This is a genomic window from Brevibacterium pityocampae, from assembly GCF_039541555.1.
In the GTDB taxonomy this organism is placed as follows: domain Bacteria; phylum Actinomycetota; class Actinomycetes; order Actinomycetales; family Brevibacteriaceae; genus Brevibacterium; species Brevibacterium pityocampae.
Map to the genome: position 1 here is coordinate 34,105 of NZ_BAABGL010000036.1, position 19,876 is coordinate 53,980.

20 protein-coding genes are annotated in these 19,876 nt (G+C 71.1%); 4 read left to right on the top strand and 16 right to left on the bottom strand.

The features are described 5' to 3' along the window. Positions 1–19: 19 nt before the first annotated feature. The 3 genes from ABD883_RS13170 (at position 20) to ABD883_RS13180 (ending at position 3,060) form a co-directional block, all read left to right on the top strand. Positions 20–535, top strand: coding sequence for a mycothiol transferase (locus ABD883_RS13170; protein WP_137320122.1), 516 nt, complete (start codon positions 20–22; stop codon positions 533–535). A gap of 43 nt (positions 536–578) precedes the next feature. Continuing rightward, positions 579–1,511 carry a restriction endonuclease gene (locus ABD883_RS13175; protein WP_345032677.1) on the top strand — a complete coding sequence of 311 codons (933 nt, stop codon included), beginning with the start codon at positions 579–581 and terminating at the stop codon, positions 1,509–1,511. Positions 1,512–1,764: 253 nt separating this feature from the next. Then, complete coding sequence (locus ABD883_RS13180; protein WP_345032679.1) at positions 1,765–3,060, top strand: acyl-CoA dehydrogenase family protein; 1,296 nt, start codon at positions 1,765–1,767, stop codon at positions 3,058–3,060. Here ABD883_RS13180 and ABD883_RS13185 read toward each other — a convergent pair. The 9 genes from ABD883_RS13185 to rpsB form a co-directional block, all read right to left on the bottom strand. Continuing rightward, positions 2,994–3,638 carry a hypothetical protein gene (locus tag ABD883_RS13185; protein WP_345032682.1) on the bottom strand — a complete coding sequence of 215 codons (645 nt, stop codon included), beginning with the start codon at positions 3,636–3,638 and terminating at the stop codon, positions 2,994–2,996. The genes ABD883_RS13180 and ABD883_RS13185 overlap by 67 nt on opposite strands. Next, positions 3,628–4,185 carry a DivIVA domain-containing protein gene (locus ABD883_RS13190; RefSeq protein ID WP_137320126.1) on the bottom strand — a complete coding sequence of 186 codons (558 nt, stop codon included), beginning with the start codon at positions 4,183–4,185 and terminating at the stop codon, positions 3,628–3,630. Before ABD883_RS13190 ends, ABD883_RS13185 begins: the two co-directional genes overlap by 11 nt. A gap of 24 nt (positions 4,186–4,209) precedes the next feature. Further along, entirely contained in the window at positions 4,210–5,514 is a 1,305-nt protein-coding gene (rlmN, locus tag ABD883_RS13195; protein WP_345032687.1) for a 23S rRNA (adenine(2503)-C(2))-methyltransferase RlmN, read from the bottom strand. A gap of 24 nt (positions 5,515–5,538) precedes the next feature. After that, positions 5,539–6,924: an FAD-binding oxidoreductase gene (locus ABD883_RS13200; protein WP_345032690.1), complete on the bottom strand. Its 1,386-nt coding sequence runs from the start codon at positions 6,922–6,924 to the stop codon at positions 5,539–5,541. Between the two features lie 14 nt (positions 6,925–6,938). Then, a complete protein-coding gene (locus tag ABD883_RS13205) occupies positions 6,939–8,372 on the bottom strand; it encodes a phosphatidate cytidylyltransferase (protein ID WP_345032692.1) in 1,434 nt (477 codons plus the stop codon). A 39-nt stretch (positions 8,373–8,411) separates the two neighbouring features. Further along, a complete protein-coding gene (gene frr, locus ABD883_RS13210; RefSeq protein WP_137320128.1) occupies positions 8,412–8,969 on the bottom strand; it encodes a ribosome recycling factor in 558 nt (185 codons plus the stop codon). 142 nt (positions 8,970–9,111) lie between these two features. Next, positions 9,112–9,870 carry a UMP kinase gene (pyrH, locus tag ABD883_RS13215; RefSeq protein WP_137320129.1) on the bottom strand — a complete coding sequence of 253 codons (759 nt, stop codon included), beginning with the start codon at positions 9,868–9,870 and terminating at the stop codon, positions 9,112–9,114. Positions 9,871–10,104: 234 nt separating this feature from the next. After that, complete coding sequence (gene tsf / locus ABD883_RS13220) at positions 10,105–10,932, bottom strand: translation elongation factor Ts (RefSeq protein WP_137320130.1); 828 nt, start codon at positions 10,930–10,932, stop codon at positions 10,105–10,107. Between the two features lie 72 nt (positions 10,933–11,004). Continuing rightward, positions 11,005–11,838, bottom strand: coding sequence for a 30S ribosomal protein S2 (gene rpsB, locus ABD883_RS13225; protein WP_137320131.1), 834 nt, complete (start codon positions 11,836–11,838; stop codon positions 11,005–11,007). Positions 11,839–12,287: 449 nt separating this feature from the next. On the opposite strand from rpsB, the gene ABD883_RS13230 reads away from it, so the two are divergent. Beyond that, positions 12,288–13,340 carry a D-alanyl-D-alanine carboxypeptidase family protein gene (locus tag ABD883_RS13230; RefSeq protein ID WP_345032699.1) on the top strand — a complete coding sequence of 351 codons (1,053 nt, stop codon included), beginning with the start codon at positions 12,288–12,290 and terminating at the stop codon, positions 13,338–13,340. Positions 13,341–13,421: 81 nt separating this feature from the next. Here ABD883_RS13230 and ABD883_RS13235 read toward each other — a convergent pair whose 3' ends face one another. The 7 genes from ABD883_RS13235 to lepB form a co-directional block, all read right to left on the bottom strand. Next, positions 13,422–14,477 carry a tyrosine recombinase XerC gene (locus ABD883_RS13235; RefSeq protein WP_345032701.1) on the bottom strand — a complete coding sequence of 352 codons (1,056 nt, stop codon included), beginning with the start codon at positions 14,475–14,477 and terminating at the stop codon, positions 13,422–13,424. A gap of 178 nt (positions 14,478–14,655) precedes the next feature. Next, positions 14,656–15,912 (bottom strand): DNA-processing protein DprA, encoded by a 1,257-nt coding sequence (locus tag ABD883_RS13240; RefSeq protein WP_345032703.1) that lies wholly within the window; start codon positions 15,910–15,912, stop codon positions 14,656–14,658. Further along, positions 15,909–17,516, bottom strand: coding sequence for a YifB family Mg chelatase-like AAA ATPase (locus ABD883_RS13245; protein WP_345032705.1), 1,608 nt, complete (start codon positions 17,514–17,516; stop codon positions 15,909–15,911). Before ABD883_RS13245 ends, ABD883_RS13240 begins: the two co-directional genes overlap by 4 nt. Beyond that, positions 17,513–17,863 carry a YraN family protein gene (locus ABD883_RS13250; RefSeq protein ID WP_137320134.1) on the bottom strand — a complete coding sequence of 117 codons (351 nt, stop codon included), beginning with the start codon at positions 17,861–17,863 and terminating at the stop codon, positions 17,513–17,515. The genes ABD883_RS13245 and ABD883_RS13250 overlap by 4 nt, the downstream gene beginning before the upstream one ends. A 269-nt stretch (positions 17,864–18,132) precedes the next feature. Next, the gene (locus tag ABD883_RS13255) at positions 18,133–18,450 is read right to left on the bottom strand and encodes a DUF2469 domain-containing protein (protein ID WP_137320135.1); all 318 of its coding nucleotides are present in this window, start codon (positions 18,448–18,450) and stop codon (positions 18,133–18,135) included. Between the two features lie 25 nt (positions 18,451–18,475). Continuing rightward, the gene (locus ABD883_RS13260) at positions 18,476–19,198 is read right to left on the bottom strand and encodes a ribonuclease HII (protein ID WP_247423825.1); all 723 of its coding nucleotides are present in this window, start codon (positions 19,196–19,198) and stop codon (positions 18,476–18,478) included. Continuing rightward, positions 19,195–19,875 carry a signal peptidase I gene (gene lepB / locus ABD883_RS13265; RefSeq protein WP_295689723.1) on the bottom strand — a complete coding sequence of 227 codons (681 nt, stop codon included), beginning with the start codon at positions 19,873–19,875 and terminating at the stop codon, positions 19,195–19,197. The genes ABD883_RS13260 and lepB overlap by 4 nt, the downstream gene beginning before the upstream one ends. Position 19,876: the final 1 nt, after the last annotated feature.

Consider the following 19,876-nt stretch of genomic DNA (forward strand, 5'->3'; position numbering starts at 1 on the left):
TTCCACGAAGGAGATCACTGTGGACATCAGCGCACTGCTCATCGACGCCTACGACCGCGCCGTCACCGGGTGTCGGGGGATCCTCGAGGGGATCGACACCGACACCCTGCATGCCCGACTCACCGAGAACAGCAACTCGATCGCATGGCTCGTGTGGCACATCGCGCGCGAGCAGGACCTGCAGATCGCCCACCTCGCCGGCCGCGAGCAGGTGTGGACCGCAGACGGCTGGGCGGAGCGGTTCGATCGTGGGGCCGAGGACTTCGGCTTCGGGGACTCCCCGGAGCAGGTGGCGGCGTTCCGCGTCGACGGACCGGAGGAGCTGCTCGGCTACCTCGATGCCGTGCGCGAAGCGGCCGTCGCCTACCTCCGCACGCTCACGGCGGACGACCTCGCCGAGGTCATCGACGACTCCTACGATCCGCCGGTCACCCGCGGAGTGCGCATCGTGTCGATCATCGACGACGCCGCCCAGCACACCGGCCAGGCGGCCTTCATCCGCGGTGCCCTCGGCTGGGACGCCGAACGGCCGTGATGAAGTCACCGCACGATCGAGCTGGAAGGCCGACAGGAGAACAATGACCGAGCTGCCCGAACAGTCCGAGGTCCCGATCTGGCCGAGGTTCATCCCGCACGTCTTGCAGGTCCTGTCCGACGGGTCGATCGTTCGTCGACGCGATCTCGTCGCACGTGTTCTCGACTCCGCAGAACTCTCCGAAAGTGCTCGGGCAGAACGCATCGCAGTCGGTGATGGTCGCGCAGACAACCGTGTCGGCTGGGCTCTGACCAACCTCTTCAAAGCGGGATGGGTCGAACGCCCGGAACGGGCGAAGTACCGCATCACTCCCGACGGACTGAAGTGGTTGCGCGAGAACCCCGACGCCGAACCGGATTTCGGAGATGCGAACCGGCTCTTCAAGGAGTACTGGCCTCACACTCAGCCGCAGCACGGCGAATCTGCCGGCATCATTGCAGACGCAGCCACCGAATCCGAGATCTCGCCGATCGAACAGATCGAGTCGGGGATAGCACGCATCACGGAGGAGGTCGCCGACGATCTGTTGACGCGCCTTCGGGACAGTGATCCCTCCTTCTTCGAGGACGCCGTCGTCCGGCTGCTCCTCGCGATGGGTTACGGCGGCGCCGAGCAGCGGGGGAAACGCATCGGCGGAACAGGCGACGGCGGGGTCGACGGCGTCATCGATCAGGATGCGCTGGGCCTGGAACGGATCTATGTCCAAGCGAAGCGCTATGCGGCGCACAACTCGGTCGGGCGCGAAGCGATCCAGGCATTCATCGGGGCACTGCATGGTCTGGGTGCGAATCGCGGGATCTTCCTCACCACGAGCACTTTCACACGTCAGGCATTGGATTATGCGGAGCAGATTCCCACTCGGATCGTGCTCATCGATGGGACACGGCTGGTCTCGCTCATGGTCGCGTATCGGGTGGGAGTGCAGACCACTCAGACCTACCACGTGGTCGAGGTCGACGAGGACTTCTTCGAATAAGGGATCATCTGGCCCCGATGACGCGTGTCAGCGGATGACGTGATGTGAATGGGCGCGTCGGCCCGGGTCGGCGGATGACGGCGGGCCGGCGGTCCGGGCGCACGGGATCCTAACGTGGCGGCAACCGCTGCGAAAGGATCCCGTCATCGTGACCGCCTCGACCACCACAGTCCGCTCCCCCGAATCACGCTCCACTGCCCCGCATGCCCCTGGTATCCCTACCACCGGCTCCCCGACTGCTGACCGTTCCCCGGTGAGCGACGGTCCCCAGGCCGTTCCTCCCACAGCGACGACCACAGAGCTGCGCGCACGCTTCGCCCCGGTGTTCGAGCAGATCGCCGCCGGTGCGCTCGAGCGCGAGCGGACGCGCACGCTGCCGCGCGCGGAGATCCGCGCGCTCGCCGAGGCGGGGTTCGGCCGGCTCCGGCTGCCGCACGATGTCGGCGGCTTCGGCGCCTCGATCCCGCAGCTCGCCGCGCTGCTCGTCGACCTCGCCACCGCGGATTCGAACTGTGCCCAGATCTGGCGCGGGCACATCGCCTTCGTCGAGGACCTGCTCGTCACCCCGCACACCGGGTTTCGCGACCGCTGGCTCCCCCGGATCACTGCGGGTGCGGTGATCGGCAACGCGTGGACGGAGATCGGGGACGTCGAGCGCGGCACCCTGCGCACCCGCATCCGCACCCGCGATGAGGTCGCCGAGGTCACCGGGGAGAAGTTCTACTCCACTGGCTCGATCTACGCCGACTACGCGGACACCACCGTCGCCGATGACGCCGGTGTGCGCCACGTCGCGCTCATCCCGCTCGACCAGCCCGGGGTCGAGGTGAGCGATGACTGGGACGGGTTCGGCCAGCGTCTCACCGGCACCGGCACCACCCGCTTCACTGCAGCCCGCCTCGATCCGCGCGATGTCATCCCCTTCTCCGACCGCTTCCGCTACCAGTCCGCGCTCTACCAGCTCGTGCTCCTCGCCACCCAGGCCGGGATCGCGACGGCGGTCGCCCGAGATGCCGCCCGCGCCGTCGCCGCGCGCGAGCGCTCCTACAGCCACGGGAATGCTGACCGGGTGCGCGACGACCCGCAGATCCTCCAGATCATCGGCGAGGCCGAGGCCGCAGCCTTCACCGCCCGCGCGGTGGTCGCGAGCGCGGCCGAAGCCGTCCAGCGCGCACACGACACCGCCCTCTCCGGAGTCCCCGAGACAGCCTCGGAAACCGACACCGAGCAGAGCTCCGACGCGGACACCGCGGCGAACCACGCGGCGACACTCGCCGTCTCCCAGGCCCAGGTCGCCCTCACCCGGCTGGTGCCGGAGGCGGCCGGCAGGGTGTTCGACGCGCTCGGGTCCTCCGCGGTGCGGGAGGCGGCCGGGCTCGACCGCCACTGGCGCAATGCGCGCACGGTCGGCTCCCACAACCCGTGGGTCTACAAGGCCCGCCTCGTCGGGGACCACACCGTCAACGGCACGGCGCCGGAATATCAGTTCGCGATCGGCACAGTGAGCACAGAGGCCGGGGACTCCGCGACGGCAAGCGCCGGCACCTGAGCCCCGTCCTCACGGGCGATGACGACGAGGTCGGCCGGGAGTTCGGCGGCCGCCGCCGGTTCGATCCGGGCATCGCGCATCACCGGGTCGAGGTCGACGGGCGCGGCGAGCGCGCCGTCCTCACCGCGAGCGGCGACCGCGACTCCCGCGAAGCCGCTCGGCAGCCGGCGGACCGGCTTGTCGAAGGCCCGGTGGACGTCGCGCACCGGTGCGCTCCGGCCGGCGCGGAGCTCGACGTCGACCGGTGCGGAGGCGTCCTCGGTGAGTCGCCCACCCACCCGGATCACGGCGAGGCGGGCGAGCACGGCGGCCGGCTCGGGCACCTCGGCGGCGATCCGCACGGGCGCATCCGGTCCGACGCCGAGCAGGCGCAGGATCCCGGCGAGCTTGGCGACCCGGTCGAGGGCCACCTCATGGGTGAAGAACCCCTCCGCGTCGTGCTCGGGGGCGAGGAAGGGGTCGTCGGCGCGGCCGAGCACGATGGGGTGGTCGAGCAGTTCGTAGACCGGGTTGAGGGTGCCCGGGTGATCGGGCGCGATCGCGCCGGGCCGGCGGAACCAGTGGATCTCAGTCGACACTGGACATGACCTCGACGACACGGTCGATGAACGCGTCGACCTGGTCCTCGTCGTAGGCCCGCTCGCCCTTGCGCACCCGGAACAGCACGCGCCGCACCTCGTCCACGCTCATCGCCTGCCCCTGCGTGAAGTAGCCGTTGATGCGGTCGCAGAGCTCGTCGACCTCGGCGATGTCGTAGCCGATGATGCCCTTCTCCGGGTGATTGAAGCGCTCCCCTGCCGGGCGGGTGAGGCGGCCGCGCAGGGAGGCGGCGGCGCGGGTGAGCTCCTGCACCCAGGAGTCCTGGCCGGAGCGCTCGACCAGCCGGTCGCGCGCCCGCTTGGCGAAGGCGTCCTCGAGCCGATCGAGGGCGGCGTCGACGACGCCCACGTGGTAGCCCTTGCGGGTGAGGTCGAATCCCACGGTGCGCACCGCACGCGCATCGAGATCGCCGGGCTGCGGCGATTCGCGTTCGAAGGATTCGCGGGCGCGCTTGAAGAAGCTGTCGACCTGCACCGGGTCGTAGCCGTTCTTCCACCCCGACATCCTGGGGAAGTTCGTGTCCACCGTGGTCCTCTCCTCAGTCCATGCTCACTGCGCTGCGGCCAGCTGCCCGCACGCCCCGTCGATGTCCTTGCCGCGCGTGTCCCGGATGGTCGTCGGCACGCCGGCGTCCTGCAGGCGTCGTACGAACTCGGCGGCGACGGCCGGCTCCGAGGCCGTCCACACCGAGCCGGGGGTCGGGTTGAGCGGGATCGGGTTGACGTGCACCCAGCCCCGTCCGCGCGCGTTGAGCTTCTTCGCCAGCAGCTCGGCCCGCCAGGCGTGGTCGTTCATGTCCTTGATGAGCGCGTACTCGATGCTCACCCGACGCCCGGTGGTGCGGTAGTAGTTGTAGGCCGCGTCGATCGCCTCGTCGGCCTTCCACCGGGTGTTCACCGGGATCATCTCGTCGCGCAGTCCGTCGTCCGGAGCGTGGAGGCTGAGCGCGAAGGTCACCGGGATCTCCTCCGCGGCGAGTTTGTTGATGCCCGGCACGAGTCCCACCGTGGAGATCGTGATGCGCCTGGCACCCATCCCCAGGCCGGCCGGGGCGGGCTCGACGAACCGGCGCACCGCACCCATGACGCGCTTGTAGTTGGCGAGCGGCTCGCCCATCCCCATGAAGACGATGTTCGTCACCCGCTCCGCCCTGCCGGGCCCGTTCTCCGCGCCCGAGGCGCACGTCGGCTCCCGACCCTGCTCCTCGTCGGCCTCGGAGCCGACGGCGGCGGCCGGGTTGCCGAGCATGTCGGAGTCCTCGCCGGAGGTGTCGGCGAGCTCGCCGGCGGCGATGACCTGGTTGGCGCGGATGACCTGTTCGACGATCTCCGCGCTCGACATGTTACGGGTCAGCCCCTGCTGGCCGGTGGCGCAGAACGGGCAGTTCATGCCGCAGCCGCACTGCGAGGACACGCACAGGGTGATCCGGTTGCGGTAGCGCATGAGCACGGACTCGACGAGCGCACCGTCGAACAGCCGCCACAGGAACTTGATCGTGTCGCCGTTCTTGGTCCGCAGCCGGTGGACCTCGGTGAGCAGCGGAGGGAAGAAGCGTTCGACGAGCTCGGCCCGGCGGTCCTTGGGCAGGTCGGTCATCGCCTCGGGGTCCGTGGTGTGGTGGACGAAGTAGTGGGTGGAGAGCTGCTTGGCGCGGAAGCCGGGCAGTCCCATCTCCTTGACCACGGTGATCCGCTCGTCCATCGTCATGTCCGCGAGGTGCTGCGGGGGCTGGGTGACGCGCGGGGACCGGAAGTTCAGCAGCGGCCGGCCGTCGCGGATGGGCGTGCGCGAGGTCGTCCCGTCGGGGTTCTCGACGACGGGGCGGACCTGTCTGCGGGGCGGGTTCTCAGTCATGTGCCCTCCAGTATCGCACGAGCCTCACTCCTCACCCGGGACGGCGAACACCTTACCGGGATTCATGATGCCGTGCGGGTCGAGCGCCCGCTTGACCGCGACGTGCATGTCGATGACCTCGGCGGAGAGCTGGGAGGCGAGCCCATCGGCCTTGAGAAGCCCGATCCCGTGCTCGCCGCTCACCGTGCCGCCGGCCTCGAGGGCAACCGCGATGATGTCCTCGAACGCCGCCTGCGCGCGCCGCTTGGCATCCTCGTCCCCGGCCGGGGTGACGAGGAGCGGGTGGAGGTTGCCGTCCCCGGCGTGGGCGATCTGCGCGAGCACGGTGTCGTGGGCCTCCCCGATCCCTTGGATCCGGCGGAGCACCTCGGGCACCTTCGAGCGGGCCACGCAGATGTCCTCGGTGAGCACCGGGCCCAGCCGTTCGAGCGCCGGGTAGGCCAGACGGCGGGCGGCGAAGAACGCCTCGGCCTCCTCAGCGTTCTCGCTCACCGCGGCGAAGGTCGCCCCGGCGGATTCGAAGGCGGCGACGATCGCGGCGGCCTCGGCCTCCCCGGCCGCCCCCGGCACGTCGGTCGATGCGAGGAGGATGACCTCGGCCTCGGCGGACAGCCCCATGTTCTTCCAGTCGTCGACGGCCTTGAGACAGTAGGAGTCGACAAGTTCGAGGGCCGACGGGATGACACCGGCGGCAGTGACATTGGCGACGCCCTGCCCGGCTTCGACGAGGCTGTCGAAGTAGCCGACGATCGCAGTGGCCGCCGGCGGCAGCGGGAGGAGCCTGACGGTGACCTCGGTGATGATGCCGAGCGTGCCCTCGGAGCCGGCGAGGAGCGCGCGCAGGTCGTAGCCGGCGACGTCCTTGGCGGTCCGCTTGCCCACCCGCACGATCTTCCCGGTGCCGGTGACGACCTCGAGGCTGAGCACGTACTCGCTCGTCACCCCGTACTTCACACAGCACAGGCCGCCGGCGTTCGTCGCGACGTTGCCGCCGATCGACGACCACGGGGCCGAGGCCGGGTCCGGCGGATACCACAGGCCGTCCTCCGCGACCCGGGCGCGCAGGTCGTTGTTGATGACGCCGGGCTGCACCCGCGCGGTGCGCTCGACCGGGTCGACCGCGAGCACCCGGTCCATCGCGTCGAGCGAGATCACCAGGCAGCCGGCGAGCGCGTTCGCTCCCCCGGACAGGCCGGTGCCCGAGCCGCGCGGCACCACGGCCACCCGGTTCTCGATGCACCAGTTCACCGCTGCGGCGACCTGTGCGGTGTCCCGCGGGCGGATCACGGCGACCGCCTGCTCGTAGGGCGCCCATTCGGCGTCGTCGTGGAGGTACCGGTCCATGACATCGGGGTCGGTGATGATGATGTCGTCCGGGACGGCGCGGGACAGCGAATCGATGAGGGACACGAACGGTGCTCTTTTCAGGTGATGTAGCCGGGCAGGAAGCTGAACAGGATGAGCGCGATGGGCGCGGTGGGCAGGATCGAGTCGAGCCGGTCCATGACGCCGCCGTGGCCGGGCAGCAGGGTGCCCATGTCCTTGAGGTCGAGGTCGCGCTTGATCATCGACTCGGAGAAGTCGCCGAGGGTGGCGAAGGCGGGGATGACGAAGCCGAGCACCGCGCCGGTCCACAGCGGGGCATCGAACACGAACCCGGCCATGCACATGCCGACGGCCGTCGCGATGATCGCCGAGCCCGCATAGCCCTCCCACGACTTCTTGGGCGAGATCCGCGGGGCGATCGGGTGCTTGCCCCAGAGCACGCCGAAGGCATACCCCCCGACGTCGGAGGCGACGACGAGGGAGAGGAAGCAGATGACGAGGAGATTGCCCTGCTCGAAGGTGAGCATGTGGACGACGAACGCCGCCATGAGCCCGACGTAGGTCAGCGCGAAGAGGCTGAGGCACACGTCCTTGACCGGGTTGGGGCGACGTTCGAACAGGGTGAAGAGGAGGATCGCGCCGGCGCCCACGGTGAAGGTCACCCAGAGCGCCTCCCGGCCTCCGAGGTAGGTCGCGAGCAGCATGCAGCTGGCAGCGGTGATCGTGGGCACCCGTGCCACCACGGAGCCCGAGCGGGAGAGCGCGTTGGCGAGCTCCCACATCGCGGCGAGGATGCCGGCGAGGGCGATGATGAGGAAGGAGGGCGGGTAGAACAGCAGGGAGGCGAACACACCGCCGCCGAGCAGCACGCCGACGCCGATCGCGGCCGGCAGGTTGCGCCCGGCCCGGCCGTAGTCCTTGCCGGCCGGCGGTGCCTCGGGCGCGGCGATGGGGGTGACGAAGCCGTGCCCGTAGGCGGATTCGGGGAGGTCGGCGGCCGGTGCGCCAGGATCCGGATCGGTGGACCCGGGGCCGGTGGACGCTGCATCCGATGAATCGGCGCCGGGCGGGTGGGCCGTGGACCCGGTGCGAACGGCAGGCACCGCGGCCGCTCCCGAGGCGGTCTCCCCGCGCGCGGCGGCGCCTGCCCCGACCATCGCGGGGGTGACGATCGGGATCGGGCCGGACACGCGCTCGGCCTCGGCCTCCACCCGGCGGCGCTCCGCGGCCTGCCGACGCGGCGAGTCGGTGCGAGCCGAGGCCCCGGCGGCGGGCGCCTCGGGAACGGTCTGCACCCCCGGAACGGGGTGGGCGGTGCTTCCGGGCGCCTCCTCGGCGGTCGGCGTGGGCCCGGTCGGTGCGGGGGGCGCCGCGCGGCCGAGGCGCAGGTCGCGGCGCCGTGGGAACGGCGCCGGGTCCGGGCTCGCGGCGGGAGCGGCACCCGCGGCGGGCGTGCCGGAACCGGCAGGGGATGCCTCCCCTGCCGGTGCTCGGCCCTGCTGGCCCCCGGTGCCCTGCTGGTCCTCGGTCATGACGGGCGCTCCGCCCTGGTCGTGCGTCTCACCGGACGATCAGACCTCGAGGAGCTCGGCCTCCTTGGCGGCGAGGAGCGAGTCGATCTCCTCGACCTTCTTCTTCGTCAGGTCCTCGAGCTCCTGGATGGCGCTGCGCACCTCGTCCTCGCCCGCCTCGCCGTCCTTCTGGATCTTCTCCAGGGTCTCCTTCGCCTTGCGGCGGATGTTGCGGATGGACACCTTGCCGTCCTCCGCATCGCCCTTGACGACCTTGACGTACTCGCGCCGGCGCTCCTCGGTGAGCTCCGGGAGGACGACGCGGATGATGTTGCCGTCGTTGGCCGGGTTCGCGCCGATGTCCGACTTGCGCAGCGCGGTCTCGATATCACCGAGCGCCCCGCGGTCGTAAGGGGTGATGAGCAGGGTGCGCGCCTCGGGCACCTGGAAGGAGGCGAGCTGCTGGAGAGGCGTCGGGGAACCGTAGTAGTCGACGAGGATGCTCGCGAACAGCGCGGGGTTCGCCCGGCCGGTGCGCACATTGCCGAAGTCGTCCTTGGTGACCTCGATGGCCTTGTCCATCTTCTGCCGGGCTTCGGTCAGGGTTTCCTTGATCACTGCGTGCCCTTTCGGTGGGTCGGGGGATGGTGCTGGTCTCGTAGTGCCATTCTAGGCGCGCCGCACGGACACGGCGCACAGCGCCGGGCCGAGGTGCGGGCCGGGTCGGGTGCGCGTGCGGGCGGCGAGGGGCCGGGGACGCTCAGTCGCCGGTGACGATCGTGCCGATCCGCTCACCGGCGATCGCGCGGCGCAGGTTGTGGTCGCCCTCCATGCCGAACACCACCATCGGGAGCCTGTTGTCCATGCACAGGGAGAACGCGGTCGCGTCGACGACCTTGAGCCCGCGGGTGAGCGCGTCCTGGTAGGTGATGCGATCGATCTTCTCCGCCGTCGGGTCGACCTTGGGGTCGGCGGTGTAGACGCCGTCGACGCCGTTCTTGGCGATGAGCACCGCGTCGGCGCGGATCTCGAGCGCACGCTGGGCGGCGACCGTGTCGGTGGAGAAGAACGGCAGCCCGGCACCGGCACCGAAGATCACGACCCGGTCCTTCTCCATGTGGCGCATCGCGCGGCGCGGGATGTAGGTCTCCGCGACCTGGGTCATCGGGATCGCCGACTGCACGCGCGTGTCGACCCCGGCCTGCTCGAGGAAGTCCTGGAGCGCCAGGCAGTTCATCATGGTGCCGAGCATGCCCATGTAGTCGGCGCGGGTGCGGTCCATGCCGCGCTGCGAGAGCTCCGCGCCGCGGAAGAAGTTGCCGCCGCCGACGACGATGCTCACCTCGACCTCGGGTACGGCTCCGGCGATCTCCCGCGCCACGGCCGACACCACGTCGGGGTTGACGCCCACCTCACCGCCGCCGAACACCTCGCCGGAGAGCTTGAGGAGCACCCGCCGGCGGTGGGTCCGGGTGGGGTTGTCCTGGCGGGACGAGGTGTGCACGTGGGAGTCCGACATGGCTGCCTTCCTGCTGAGCGGAACGTCTGCCGCCCGCCGGGGTGCCGGCGCGCGGGTGGGCATGGGAGCCGTGGACCAGTCTAGCGCTACCCACCGGTTCGCAACGGGCGGCAACCGGGGCACCCGCAGACGCGCGCAGGGCGGGGCACGAGGCCCCGCCCTGCGGCGGCGGATCGGCGCTCAGCGTGTGCTGCGACGGTCCGCGGTGGTGCGGTGTTTCGGTGGTGCGGTGCGTCAGCTGCCCACGCGGAAGCGCAGGAAACCGGTCGCCGCGACGCCGGCCTCCTCGAGCACCGAGGCCACCGACTTCTTGGGCTCCTTGGCGAAGCCCTGGTCGAGGAGGCAGTTCTCCTTGAAGAAGCCGCCCACGCGACCCTCGACGATCTTCGGCAGCGCCTGCTCGGGCTTGCCCTCGTTCTTCGCGGTCTCGAGCGCGATCTCGCGCTCCTTCTCCACGAGCTCCGCCGGGACGTCCTCGCGGGAGAAGTACTTCGGCGACATCGCGGCGATGTGCACGGCGACGTCGTGCGCGACCTCGGCGTTGTCGCCCTCGTAGGCGAGGAGCACGCCGACCTGCGGGGGCAGGTCCTTGTTCGTGCGGTGGAGGTAGGACTCGACGTGCGCGCCGGTGATGCGGCCGACGCGGCGCAGGGCCACCTTCTCGCCGAGCGCGGCTCCGCCCTCGGTGATGAACTGCTCGACGGACTTGCCGTCGACCTCGGCGGCGAGCAGCGCCTCGGCGGACTCGGCGCCGTTCTTCACCGCGAGGTCGAGGACCTCGTCGGCGAGCTGGACGAACTTGTCGGACTTGGCGACGAAGTCGGTCTCCGAGTTGAACTCGATCATGGTGCCGACGCCGTCCTCGACGCGGGTGGCGACGAGTCCGTCGGAGGTCGAGCGGCCCTCGCGCTTGGTGGCGCCCTTGAGGCCCTTGACGCGCAGGATCTCGATGGCCTTGGCCTGGTCGCCCTGTGCCTCCTCGAGAGCCTTCTTGACGTCCATCATGCCGGCGCCGGTCTTCTCACGCAGCGCCTTGATGTCAGCAGCGGTGTAGTTTGCCATGGGATCTCCTTTACGTCACGCGACGTGTGGTGTCCCGGCCCGCACGGTGGTGCGGGCCGGGAGGGGTACGGATCAGGCCTCGGTGGTCGAGGCGGCGGGTGCCTCGGCTGCGGCCTCGTCGGTGCCCTTGCCCTCCAGGAGCTCGCGCTCCCACTCCGGCATCGGCTCGACCTCGACGGCGGAGACGTTCTTCTCGCCGCCCTCGTCGCCGGACGAGTGGCGCTTGATCAGGCCCTCGGCCACGGCATCGGCGATGACGCGGGTGAGGAGTCCGACCGAGCGGATCGAGTCGTCGTTGCCCGGGATCGGGAAGTCGACCTCGTCGGGGTCGCAGTTGGTGTCGAGGATGCCGATGATCGGGATCCCGAGCTTCTTCGCCTCGTCGACGGCGAGGTGCTCCTTCTTGGTGTCGACGATCCACACGGCGGACGGGGTGCGCGACATGTCGCGGATACCGCCGAGGGTGCGCTCGAGCTTGTCCTTCTCACGACGGAGGATGAGGAGCTCCTTCTTCGTGTGGCCGGAGCCGGCGACATCGTCGAAGTCGATCTCCTCGAGCTCCTTGAGGCGACGCAGCCGCCCGGAGATCGTCTGGAAGTTCGTGAGCATGCCGCCCAGCCAGCGCTGGTTGACGAAGGGCTGTCCGACGCGCTTGGACTGCTCCTGGATGGCCTCCTGCGCCTGCTTCTTGGTGCCGACGAAGAGGATCGAGCCGCCGTGGGCCACGGTCTCCTTGACGAACTCGAAGGCCGAGTCGATGTAGCCCAGGGTCTGCTGGAGGTCGATGATGTAGATGCCGTTGCGCTCGGTGAAGATGAAGCGCTTCATCTTCGGGTTCCAACGGCGGGTCTGGTGTCCGAAGTGGACGCCGCTGTCGAGCAGCTGGCGAATGGTGACGACGGCCATGCCGACGCCCTCCTTTCATGGTGCAGGCCATCGGGCCGGCACGCTTCAGGTCGCGGTCCCCCGGCGGTGTCCGACGCTGTTCCCAGCGCGCGGCACTGCCGGCTGCGACGATTCGGTTGATTCCTGGTACCCGCGGCCGAGTGCCCACGAATCGCACGGCACCGCGCGAGCGCTTCTGCGCTGCTCGCGGCTGTGGATTCGCACCGGTGGCACTCGTCGGTTCATCGGATACGCGTAGTCGGAAGTGGTCACACTCCCGCTGGCGCCATTCTACGTCGGGCGGCGAAAGGCGCCAAACCCGCGGGTGGGGGGTCTGGGGCGGGTGCTGCGGGAGGCGGCTGTGGACGGTGCTCCGTCGGGTGCGGGTGCCCGTTGGGGACGGACGCCGTCTCGTCCACAGGTGTGGCGGCGCTCTGGCGGGAGCCGCAGTGGGCGCCGAGGGTGGGGCCATGGCCGATCCGCTCGTCTCCCCGCCCCTCGACCCCGCTCGCATTCTTCGCCCGGCCGGCATCGTGCGCCCGGCTCGCATGCTCCACCGGAACCGTGCCCTCCGCTCGCTGGGCGCGGCGCTCGTCGCGCTGCTGCTCGTCACCGCGCTCCCCCTCGACGCCCGGGCGGCGGACCGGCCTGCGGACTGGTTCACCCCGGTGCCCGGTTTCACCGTCACCCGGCCGTTCGACAAGCCGGCGCAGAACTGGGAGTCCGGGCACCGCGGGATCGATGTCGGTGCGCTGCCCGGCGAGACGATCCGGGCGCCGGCCGCCGGCACCGTGCGGTTCGCCGGGACGGTCGCGGGCCGGCAGGTGCTCAGCCTCGAGGTCGCGGGGTACGTCGTGTCCTTCGAGCCCGTGGGCTCGGAGCTCTCGGCCGGGGACGAGGTGTTCGCCGGTCAGCCGGTGGGCACGGTGGCGGAGCCTGCGCACTGCGAGACCGGCTGCGTCCACGTGGGCGTGTGGCGGGCGGATGCGGAGAAGGACTACCTCAATCCGGCGTCGTTCTTCGCCGCGGATTCGACGGTCCTCCTGCCCGAGGCCGAAGCCCCCTCCGAGCTCCCCGCGGTGCCGGCCGGTGACGACGGGGCGAGCGGGGCCGGCCAGTGGGGCGGTCACGAGAACGGCCGGATCCCGGCGGTCGCGATGTGTCCGCTCGCCTCCGCTCCCGGTCACCGGCTGCGCTGCGATGCGGCGAAGGCCTTCGATGCGCTCGATGCGGCCTACCGTGAGGAGTTCGGTCGCGGGATCTCTGTGACGGATTCCTACCGGGATTACGAGACGCAGGTCGTCCTCAAGCACCGCAAGGGCCGGATGGCTGCGACTCCCGGGAGGTCGAACCACGGCTGGGGGCTCGCCGTGGACCTCGGCGGCGGCATCAACTCCTTCGGCACGGTGCAGCACGAGTGGATGCGGTCGAACGGTCCTCGGTTCGGGTGGATCCACCCGGCGTGGGCCCGCAGCGGCGGTTCGCTGCCCGAGGCCTGGCACTGGGAGTTCCGGGCCGGGTGAGCGGGTGCGGGTTCCTCGGTCGCGGCTGAGCGGGATCGATGGCTCGGCCCAGCTCGGCGAGCGCGTGGGGTGCCGGGCGCGTCAGGCGCGGGGGTGTGCCCGGTAGTAGCTCTCGGAGAGCCGGCCGAGGGAGACGTGGGTGTAGATCTGGGTCGAGCTCAGGGTCGAGTGACCGAGGTACTCCTGCACCTGGCGGAGGTCGGCACCGTTCTCCACCATGTGCGTCGCGGCGGAATGGCGCAGGCCGTGCGGGGAGAGCTCGGCGACCCCGTCGACGGCGGCGGTCGCCCGGTGGACGATCTCGCGCACTTGGCGCACGTTGATCCGCCCGCCACGGACCCCGAGGAAAAGGGCCTGGCTGCGGCGATCAGCCGAGCCTTTAGAGGCGGAGGCGGGGGCGGGGGCAGAGAGTTCGGGCCGCCCGCTGGCGATCCAGGCCTCGAGAGCCTGCGCCGCCGGCAGGCCGTAGGGCACGCGGCGCTCCTTGTCCCCCTTGCCGAGCACGGTGATGAGCCGGCGCTCCGGGTCGAGGTCGGAGACGTCCATCGCGACGAGCTCGGACACCCGCACCCCGGTGGCGTAGAGGACCTCGAGGATCGCCGCGTCGCGGAGAGCGATCACGCGGTCCCGAGGCGAGGGCGGGGTGGTGGCGTCGGCTGGGTCGGGCTCGGTGCGGGTGGGATCGGTGTCGGCGCCGGCTCGGGCCGCGCGATCCATGACGGCGGCGGTCTGCGACTGCTGGAGCACGGCCGGCAGCCGGGATCCCTTGCGGGGGCTGGCCAGGCGGGCCGCCGGGTTGCGCTCCATGCGCCCGGTGCGGGTGCAGAACGCGCAGAACGAGCGGATGGCGGCGATCCGCCGGGCAATGGTCCCCGGTGCCGCGCCGCGACGCGACTGGTCCATGAGCCACAGGCGGAGGTTCCCGAGGTCGATGTCGGTGGGTGCCAGTGCGTGACCGTCGGCCTCGGTGAGGAAGGTCATGAGGGAGCGCACGTCGGCGGAGTAGTTGCGCACCGTGTGCACGGAGGCGTTGCGCTGGATGCGGAGGTCCTCGACGAACGCCTCGAGCGCATCCGCGTACTCCGGCGGCAGCTGGTCCGCTGTCAACGGAGGGGCGTGCGGGTGGGAAGCCGACATGCTTTCACTGTAGAGCACCACGGACACAGCTCCCGGGAGCCGAGCACCCGACTCCGGAGCTCCGTGCGACGCCCGAGCGCTGTGCGACTCCTCTGGGTCCGGGTCCGTTGCGCTGATGTCCGGGTGAGCGCCAGGGGTCTGCGTGCTGAAGCCCGGGTCACGGGTGTGGCGGGGTGGATCACGGGTGCCGCAGCTTCACCCACCCGTGGTCGCGGCGCTCGGCGAGGCCGGTGAGCTCGAGCGCGGCGAGCGCGGCCATCGCCGTTGCCGTGTCGAGGCCGGTGCGGGCGGCGAGCGCCGCGGCCTCCGCGCCCCTGCGCTGGGGCAGCGCGCTGTACACCCGAGCCTGCTCCTCGCTGAGCGCATCGGTGATCTGCAGCCGCCCCTGCTCCGGGGAGGCCGCGCCTCGCCCGCCCCGATCGTCCGGTGCCGCAGCAACGGCCGGATTCGCAGCGCTGCTCAACGGCTCGACGAGTTCGCGTACCTCCTCCGACGAGGTGACGAGCACCGCGGCTCCCTCTCGGATCAATCGGTGGCAGCCGGCGGAATCGTGCGCGGTGACCGGACCCGGCACCGCACCGACCGGCCGCAACAGCTCGGCGGCCCGATTCGCGGTGTTGAGCGCACCGGAGCGCCAGCCCGCCTGCACGACGACGGTGGCGGCCGCGGTCGCGGCGATGAGGCGATTGCGCATGAGGAAGCGGTGGCGCATCGCGGTGCTGCCGGGCGCGGCCTCGGAGACCACAGCGCCCGCCCGTGCGACCGCGCCCAGGAGTTCGGCGTTGCCGCGGGGATAGTAGCGATCCACTCCCCCAGCCATGAACGCGACTGTGGCGGCACCGGGGCCGTCGATCGCGCGGAGTGCGCCGTCGTGCGCGGCGGCGTCGATGCCGTAGGCGCCGCCGGAGATCACGCTGTGCCCGGCCGCGACGAGGTCGTAGCCGATGGACCGGGCGAGGTGGAGGCCGTAGGAATCCGCGGCGCGCGATCCGACGAGTGCGATCGATGCCCCGCACAGCGCGGCCAGGTCACCGCTCCCGCGTACCCACAGGCCCACCGGCTCGTCGAGCCCGAGCTCCCGGAGCCCGGCCGGCCACTCGGGGTCGCCGGCCTGGACGAGGCGGGCGTCGAGCCTGCGCATGATCCGCAGATCGCGAGCGCCATCGAGGTCGGGCACCCGGAGCATCCACCGGTCGATGGCTTTGCCCACGTCGTCGTCCCGTGCCGTGAGCCCGGCTTTGACCGCGGCCTCGCGCAGCGTGCGGTGGAGCTCCGTCCGAGGGCCGTCGAGGAGGCCGCGCAGCGCTTCCGCCCCGGTATGGAGCACGGCCGCACGGAGCAGCCGGTCCCCCGGTTCGGAGATCCGCAGGATGTCGGCCACTGCGACGGGATCCGCGGTGTCCGTGTGCTCGACTGGGGCCGGCTCGATGCTCACGATGTCTCCCGGATGCGCAGGACGAGAGCGGAGAGCAGGTCGTCGCCCTGTGGGCGGGTGCGGCCGGCGAGGTCGGCCAGTGTCGTCGCGATGCGCACCACCCGGTCGTAGCCGCGCATGGTGATCCCGCCGCGTTCGAGCGCGGTGTCGAGCGGCGCGGTCTCCGTGCGCCGGAAGTCGAAGGTCTCCCGCAGCCACGCGCCCGGCGCCTGGGCGTTGAGCGACCACGGCAGTCCGGCGTAGCGGTGCGCCTGGAGCTCACGGGCGCGGGCCACCCGTGCGGCGACCGTCGCGGTGTCCTCGCGCGGGGACGTGGCGTGGAGGTCGGCGGCGACGAGCGGGAGCATCTCGAGCTGGATGTCGATCCGGTCGAGCAGGGGTCCGGACAGCCGGCCCCGGTAGCGGCGCCGGTCGAGCGGGGTGCACCGGCAGCGGGTGGAGCCCCCGACCCCGGCTCCGCACGGGCAGGGGTTCGAGGCCAGCACGAGTTGGAACCGCGAGGGCAGCACCACCGAGCCCCAGGCGCGGTGGATGTCGCAGCGCCCGTTCTCGAGCGGCTGCCGCAGCGCTTCGAGCACGTCGCGGCGGAACTCCGGTGCCTCGTCCATGAAGAGGACTCCCCGGTGGGCGCGGGAGAACACACCGATGCTGCCGGGCCGGGAACCGCCCACCATCGCTGAGGCACTCGTCCGGTGGTGGGGTGCTTCAAAGGGCGGTGTCCGGTCGAGGCCCGCGGCCGGGTCGAGGGTGCCGTCGAGCGAGCGCAGCGCCACGACCTCGCACGCCTCGTCGACGTCGAGCGGCGGCAGGAGACCCGGCAGGCAACCGGCGAGGAGGGTCTTGCCGGCACCGGGAGTCCCGGTCATGAGCAGATGGTGTCCGCCGGCGGCGGCGACCTCGAGCGCGAAGCGGGCATCGTCCTGGCCCTGCACCTCCGCGAGGTCGTGGACGTCCGGCGGCGACAGCGCGGCGGCCTCCGGCAGTTCGATCGCCGGGAGACCGGGGTCGTCGATCTCCCCGCCGAGCATGGTCACCGCGTCGGCGAGGTTCGCCGCCCCTCGGACCTCGGCGCCGTCGACAAGGCCGGCCTCCTCCGCGTTCGCCGCCGGGACGACGAACCGGGTGGCCCCGGCGCGCAGCCCGGCGAGCACACTCGGGAGCACCCCACGTACGGGGTGGATCCGGCCGTCGAGGCCGAGCTCGCCGATGTGGACGATGCCGCGGGCGCGGTCGGCGGGGATCTTGCCCTCCGCCTCGAGGATCGCCACGGCGATGCCGAGGTCGAATGCGGTGCCGACCTTCTTCACCCCGCCGGGCGAGAGGTTGACCGTGACCCGGCGGGAGGTCAGGGTGATGCCGAGGTTGGAGATCGCGGCGCGGATCCGCTTGCGCGATTCGGTCACCGAGGTGTCCGGCAGTCCGACGATGTCGATCCCCGGAAGGCCGTCGTTGACGCTCGCCTCGATCGACACCGGGGTCCCGGAGATGCCGTGCAGTGCGACGGCCGTGGTGCGCCCGAAGCTCCGGGACGCGGATGCGGTACTGCGGCCGCGCTTCCGGGATCGTGCGGTGTCGAGATCGACGGGCGGGGGCGGGGCGCTCATTGTGCGGCCCTGACGTGGGTGATGTCCGGCAGCCCGTTGTTCCACAGGATGCCGATGACGTCGAGGCGGAACGCGGGGATCCACTCCTCCTGCGCCGCGAGCCAGCGCAGGGCGAGCCCGCGCAGCGTGGAGAGCTTGCGATAGGTGATCGCCTCGAGCGGGTGCCCGGCGCGGGCGTTCGCGCGGGTCTTGACCTCGACGAAGACGACGGTGTCCGCCTCCCGGGCGACGATGTCGATCTCCCCGTGCCGGCAGCGCCAGTTGAGCGCGAGGATCTCCCAGCCGTGCTCGATGAGGTATTCCTTCGCGCACGCTTCGCCGCGGCGGCCCAATGTCATCGTGTCCATGCGCCCACCGAACCAGGCTGGGGCGGCGGGGTCAGCGGCTCGGTTCCCCCTGTGGACGGCGGCGCACGTCTCCACAGCCGGCGACCGCATGCGTGGGCGTCCGCGGATGCATCTGTGGACCAGAGGTGGGGTGGGCCTGTGACCCGAAGTGCGCGCCCCCGCGATCTGGGGCTTCCACTCAGGGGCGCGCGATCATCGTCCGGCGGTCACGGGCCTCCGGCCAGTGGTCACGAGCAGGCGATCACGGGTCAGCGGTCACACGTCTCCGCTCAGCGCGGCAGGGAGGACGGCGGTTCGAGATCGGACTTGGCGATCTCCTCGATGTTGACGTCCTTGAAGGACAGCACGTGCACCTGCTTGACGAAGCGGGCGGTGCGGTAGGTGTCCCACACCCAGGCGTCGCGGAGGGTGAGCTCGAAGTACACATCCCCGGAATCGTGGTGCGCCTTGAGATCGACGGAGTTCGCCAGATAGAAGCGCCGCTCGGTCTCCACCACGTAGGTGAACAGTCCCACCACGTCCCGGTACTCCCGGTAGAGCTGGAGTTCCAGTTCGGCTTCGTAGTCTTCCAGGTCCTCGGCACTCATGCGCCCATCCTAGAACAGACCGCCCTCACCCCAGGCGGAAGGACCGGCGGTGGTGCACCGTCGCTCCGTGCTCGGCGATCGCGGCCCTGTGCACCGGAGCGGGGTAGCCGGCGTTGCGCTCCCAGCCGTAGGCGGGGAACTGTTCGGCGAGCTCGGCCATGAGCCCGTCGCGGCCGACCTTCGCGAGCACGCTCGCCGCCGCGATCGTCACGTGCGTCCCGTCCCCCTTGACCACCGTGCGCACCGGCGGCACGACGACCTCGGCCGCATCCCCGTAGTGCTCGAGCGCGTCGAAGGTCAGCGGCAGGGAGAGCCAGTCGAAGGACCCGTCGAGGAGCACGAGGTCGGCACCCGGCAGCCCGGCGAGCGCCCGCCGGCCGGCAAGGCACAGCGCCGAGCTCAGACCCAGCGCGTCGATCTCCGCCGGGCTCGCGTACGCCACGGCGCGGTGCGGCTGCCAGGCGGCGACCACCTCGGCGATCCGAGCACGGGCCGGGATGGAGAGCTGCTTGGAGTCGTGGATGCCGGCGGGCACCTCGGCAGCGGTGAGGGCGGCGAGGTCGAAGTGCACGGCGCCCACTCCGACCGGACCGGCGAGGCAGCCGCGCCCCACCTCGTCCATCCCGATGAGCGTGCGCATCCCGGAGGCGAGCAGCTCGCGCTCGAGGCTGAGGTCGGTGAGCCCGGCGAACGGCTTCCGCGCCGCCCGGCGGGCCGGTGCCGTGGCGCGCCCGGTGCCGGCGGTCACGGGGCGGGGACCCCGGCGAACACCTCGTCCGGGGTGCCCATCGGGCGGATCCGGTCGGCCGGCCAGTTGATGAAGAACACCGTGCCGACCACGGCGTCCTCGGGCACGAACGGTCCACCGGCGGAATCGGTGTTGAAGCGGGAATCGAGTGAGTTCGAGCGGTTGTCGCCCATCACCCAGTAGTGGCCGTCCGGCACGGTGACCTCGAACGGGATGTCGGAGGGTGTGGCGCCCTCGGCGAGGTACGGTTCGTCGATCGGTTCGCCGTTGACCATGAGCCGGCCCTGGTCGTCGCAGCACTCCACGGTGTCGCCGCCGACCCCGATGACCCGCTTGATGAGCTGGGTGCCGGCGTCGGCCGGTACGAGGCCGAGGAACTCGAGGACGGGGTTGGGCGTGTACTGCTGGGTCACCGAGGTGTCGAGCCAGCCGCCGGGATCGTCGAAGACGATGATCGTGCCGCGGTCGACGCCGGGCCAGGGCAACTGGTTGACGAGGATCCGGTCGTCGACCTGAAGGGTGTCCTCCATCGAGGCCGAGGGGATGTAGAAGGAGCGCATGACCCAGGTCCGCACGACGGTGGAGATGACGAGCGCCACGATGATGATGATCGCGGCCTCCTTGAGGAGGGCCGGGATCCGACTCGGTCGGCGGGGCGGTGCACTGTCCTGGGTCACG

Coding starts and splice junctions, on each gene's coding strand:
- ABD883_RS13205 (WP_345032692.1), bottom strand. CDS start 8,372: ATGACCGAGGACCAGCAGGGCACCGGGGGCCAGCAGGGCCGAGCACCG.
- ABD883_RS13250 (WP_137320134.1), bottom strand. CDS start 17,863: ATGGACACGATGACATTGGGCCGCCGCGGCGAAGCGTGCGCGAAGGAA.
- ABD883_RS13255 (WP_137320135.1), bottom strand. CDS start 18,450: ATGAGTGCCGAGGACCTGGAAGACTACGAAGCCGAACTGGAACTCCAG.
- ABD883_RS13235 (WP_345032701.1), bottom strand. CDS start 14,477: ATGTCGGCTTCCCACCCGCACGCCCCTCCGTTGACAGCGGACCAGCTG.
- ABD883_RS13245 (WP_345032705.1), bottom strand. CDS start 17,516: ATGAGCGCCCCGCCCCCGCCCGTCGATCTCGACACCGCACGATCCCGG.
- rlmN (WP_345032687.1), bottom strand. CDS start 5,514: ATGACTGAGAACCCGCCCCGCAGACAGGTCCGCCCCGTCGTCGAGAAC.
- ABD883_RS13175 (WP_345032677.1), top strand. CDS start 579: ATGACCGAGCTGCCCGAACAGTCCGAGGTCCCGATCTGGCCGAGGTTC.
- rpsB (WP_137320131.1), bottom strand. CDS start 11,838: ATGGCCGTCGTCACCATTCGCCAGCTGCTCGACAGCGGCGTCCACTTC.
- pyrH (WP_137320129.1), bottom strand. CDS start 9,870: ATGTCGGACTCCCACGTGCACACCTCGTCCCGCCAGGACAACCCCACC.
- ABD883_RS13230 (WP_345032699.1), top strand. CDS start 12,288: ATGGCCGATCCGCTCGTCTCCCCGCCCCTCGACCCCGCTCGCATTCTT.
- tsf (WP_137320130.1), bottom strand. CDS start 10,932: ATGGCAAACTACACCGCTGCTGACATCAAGGCGCTGCGTGAGAAGACC.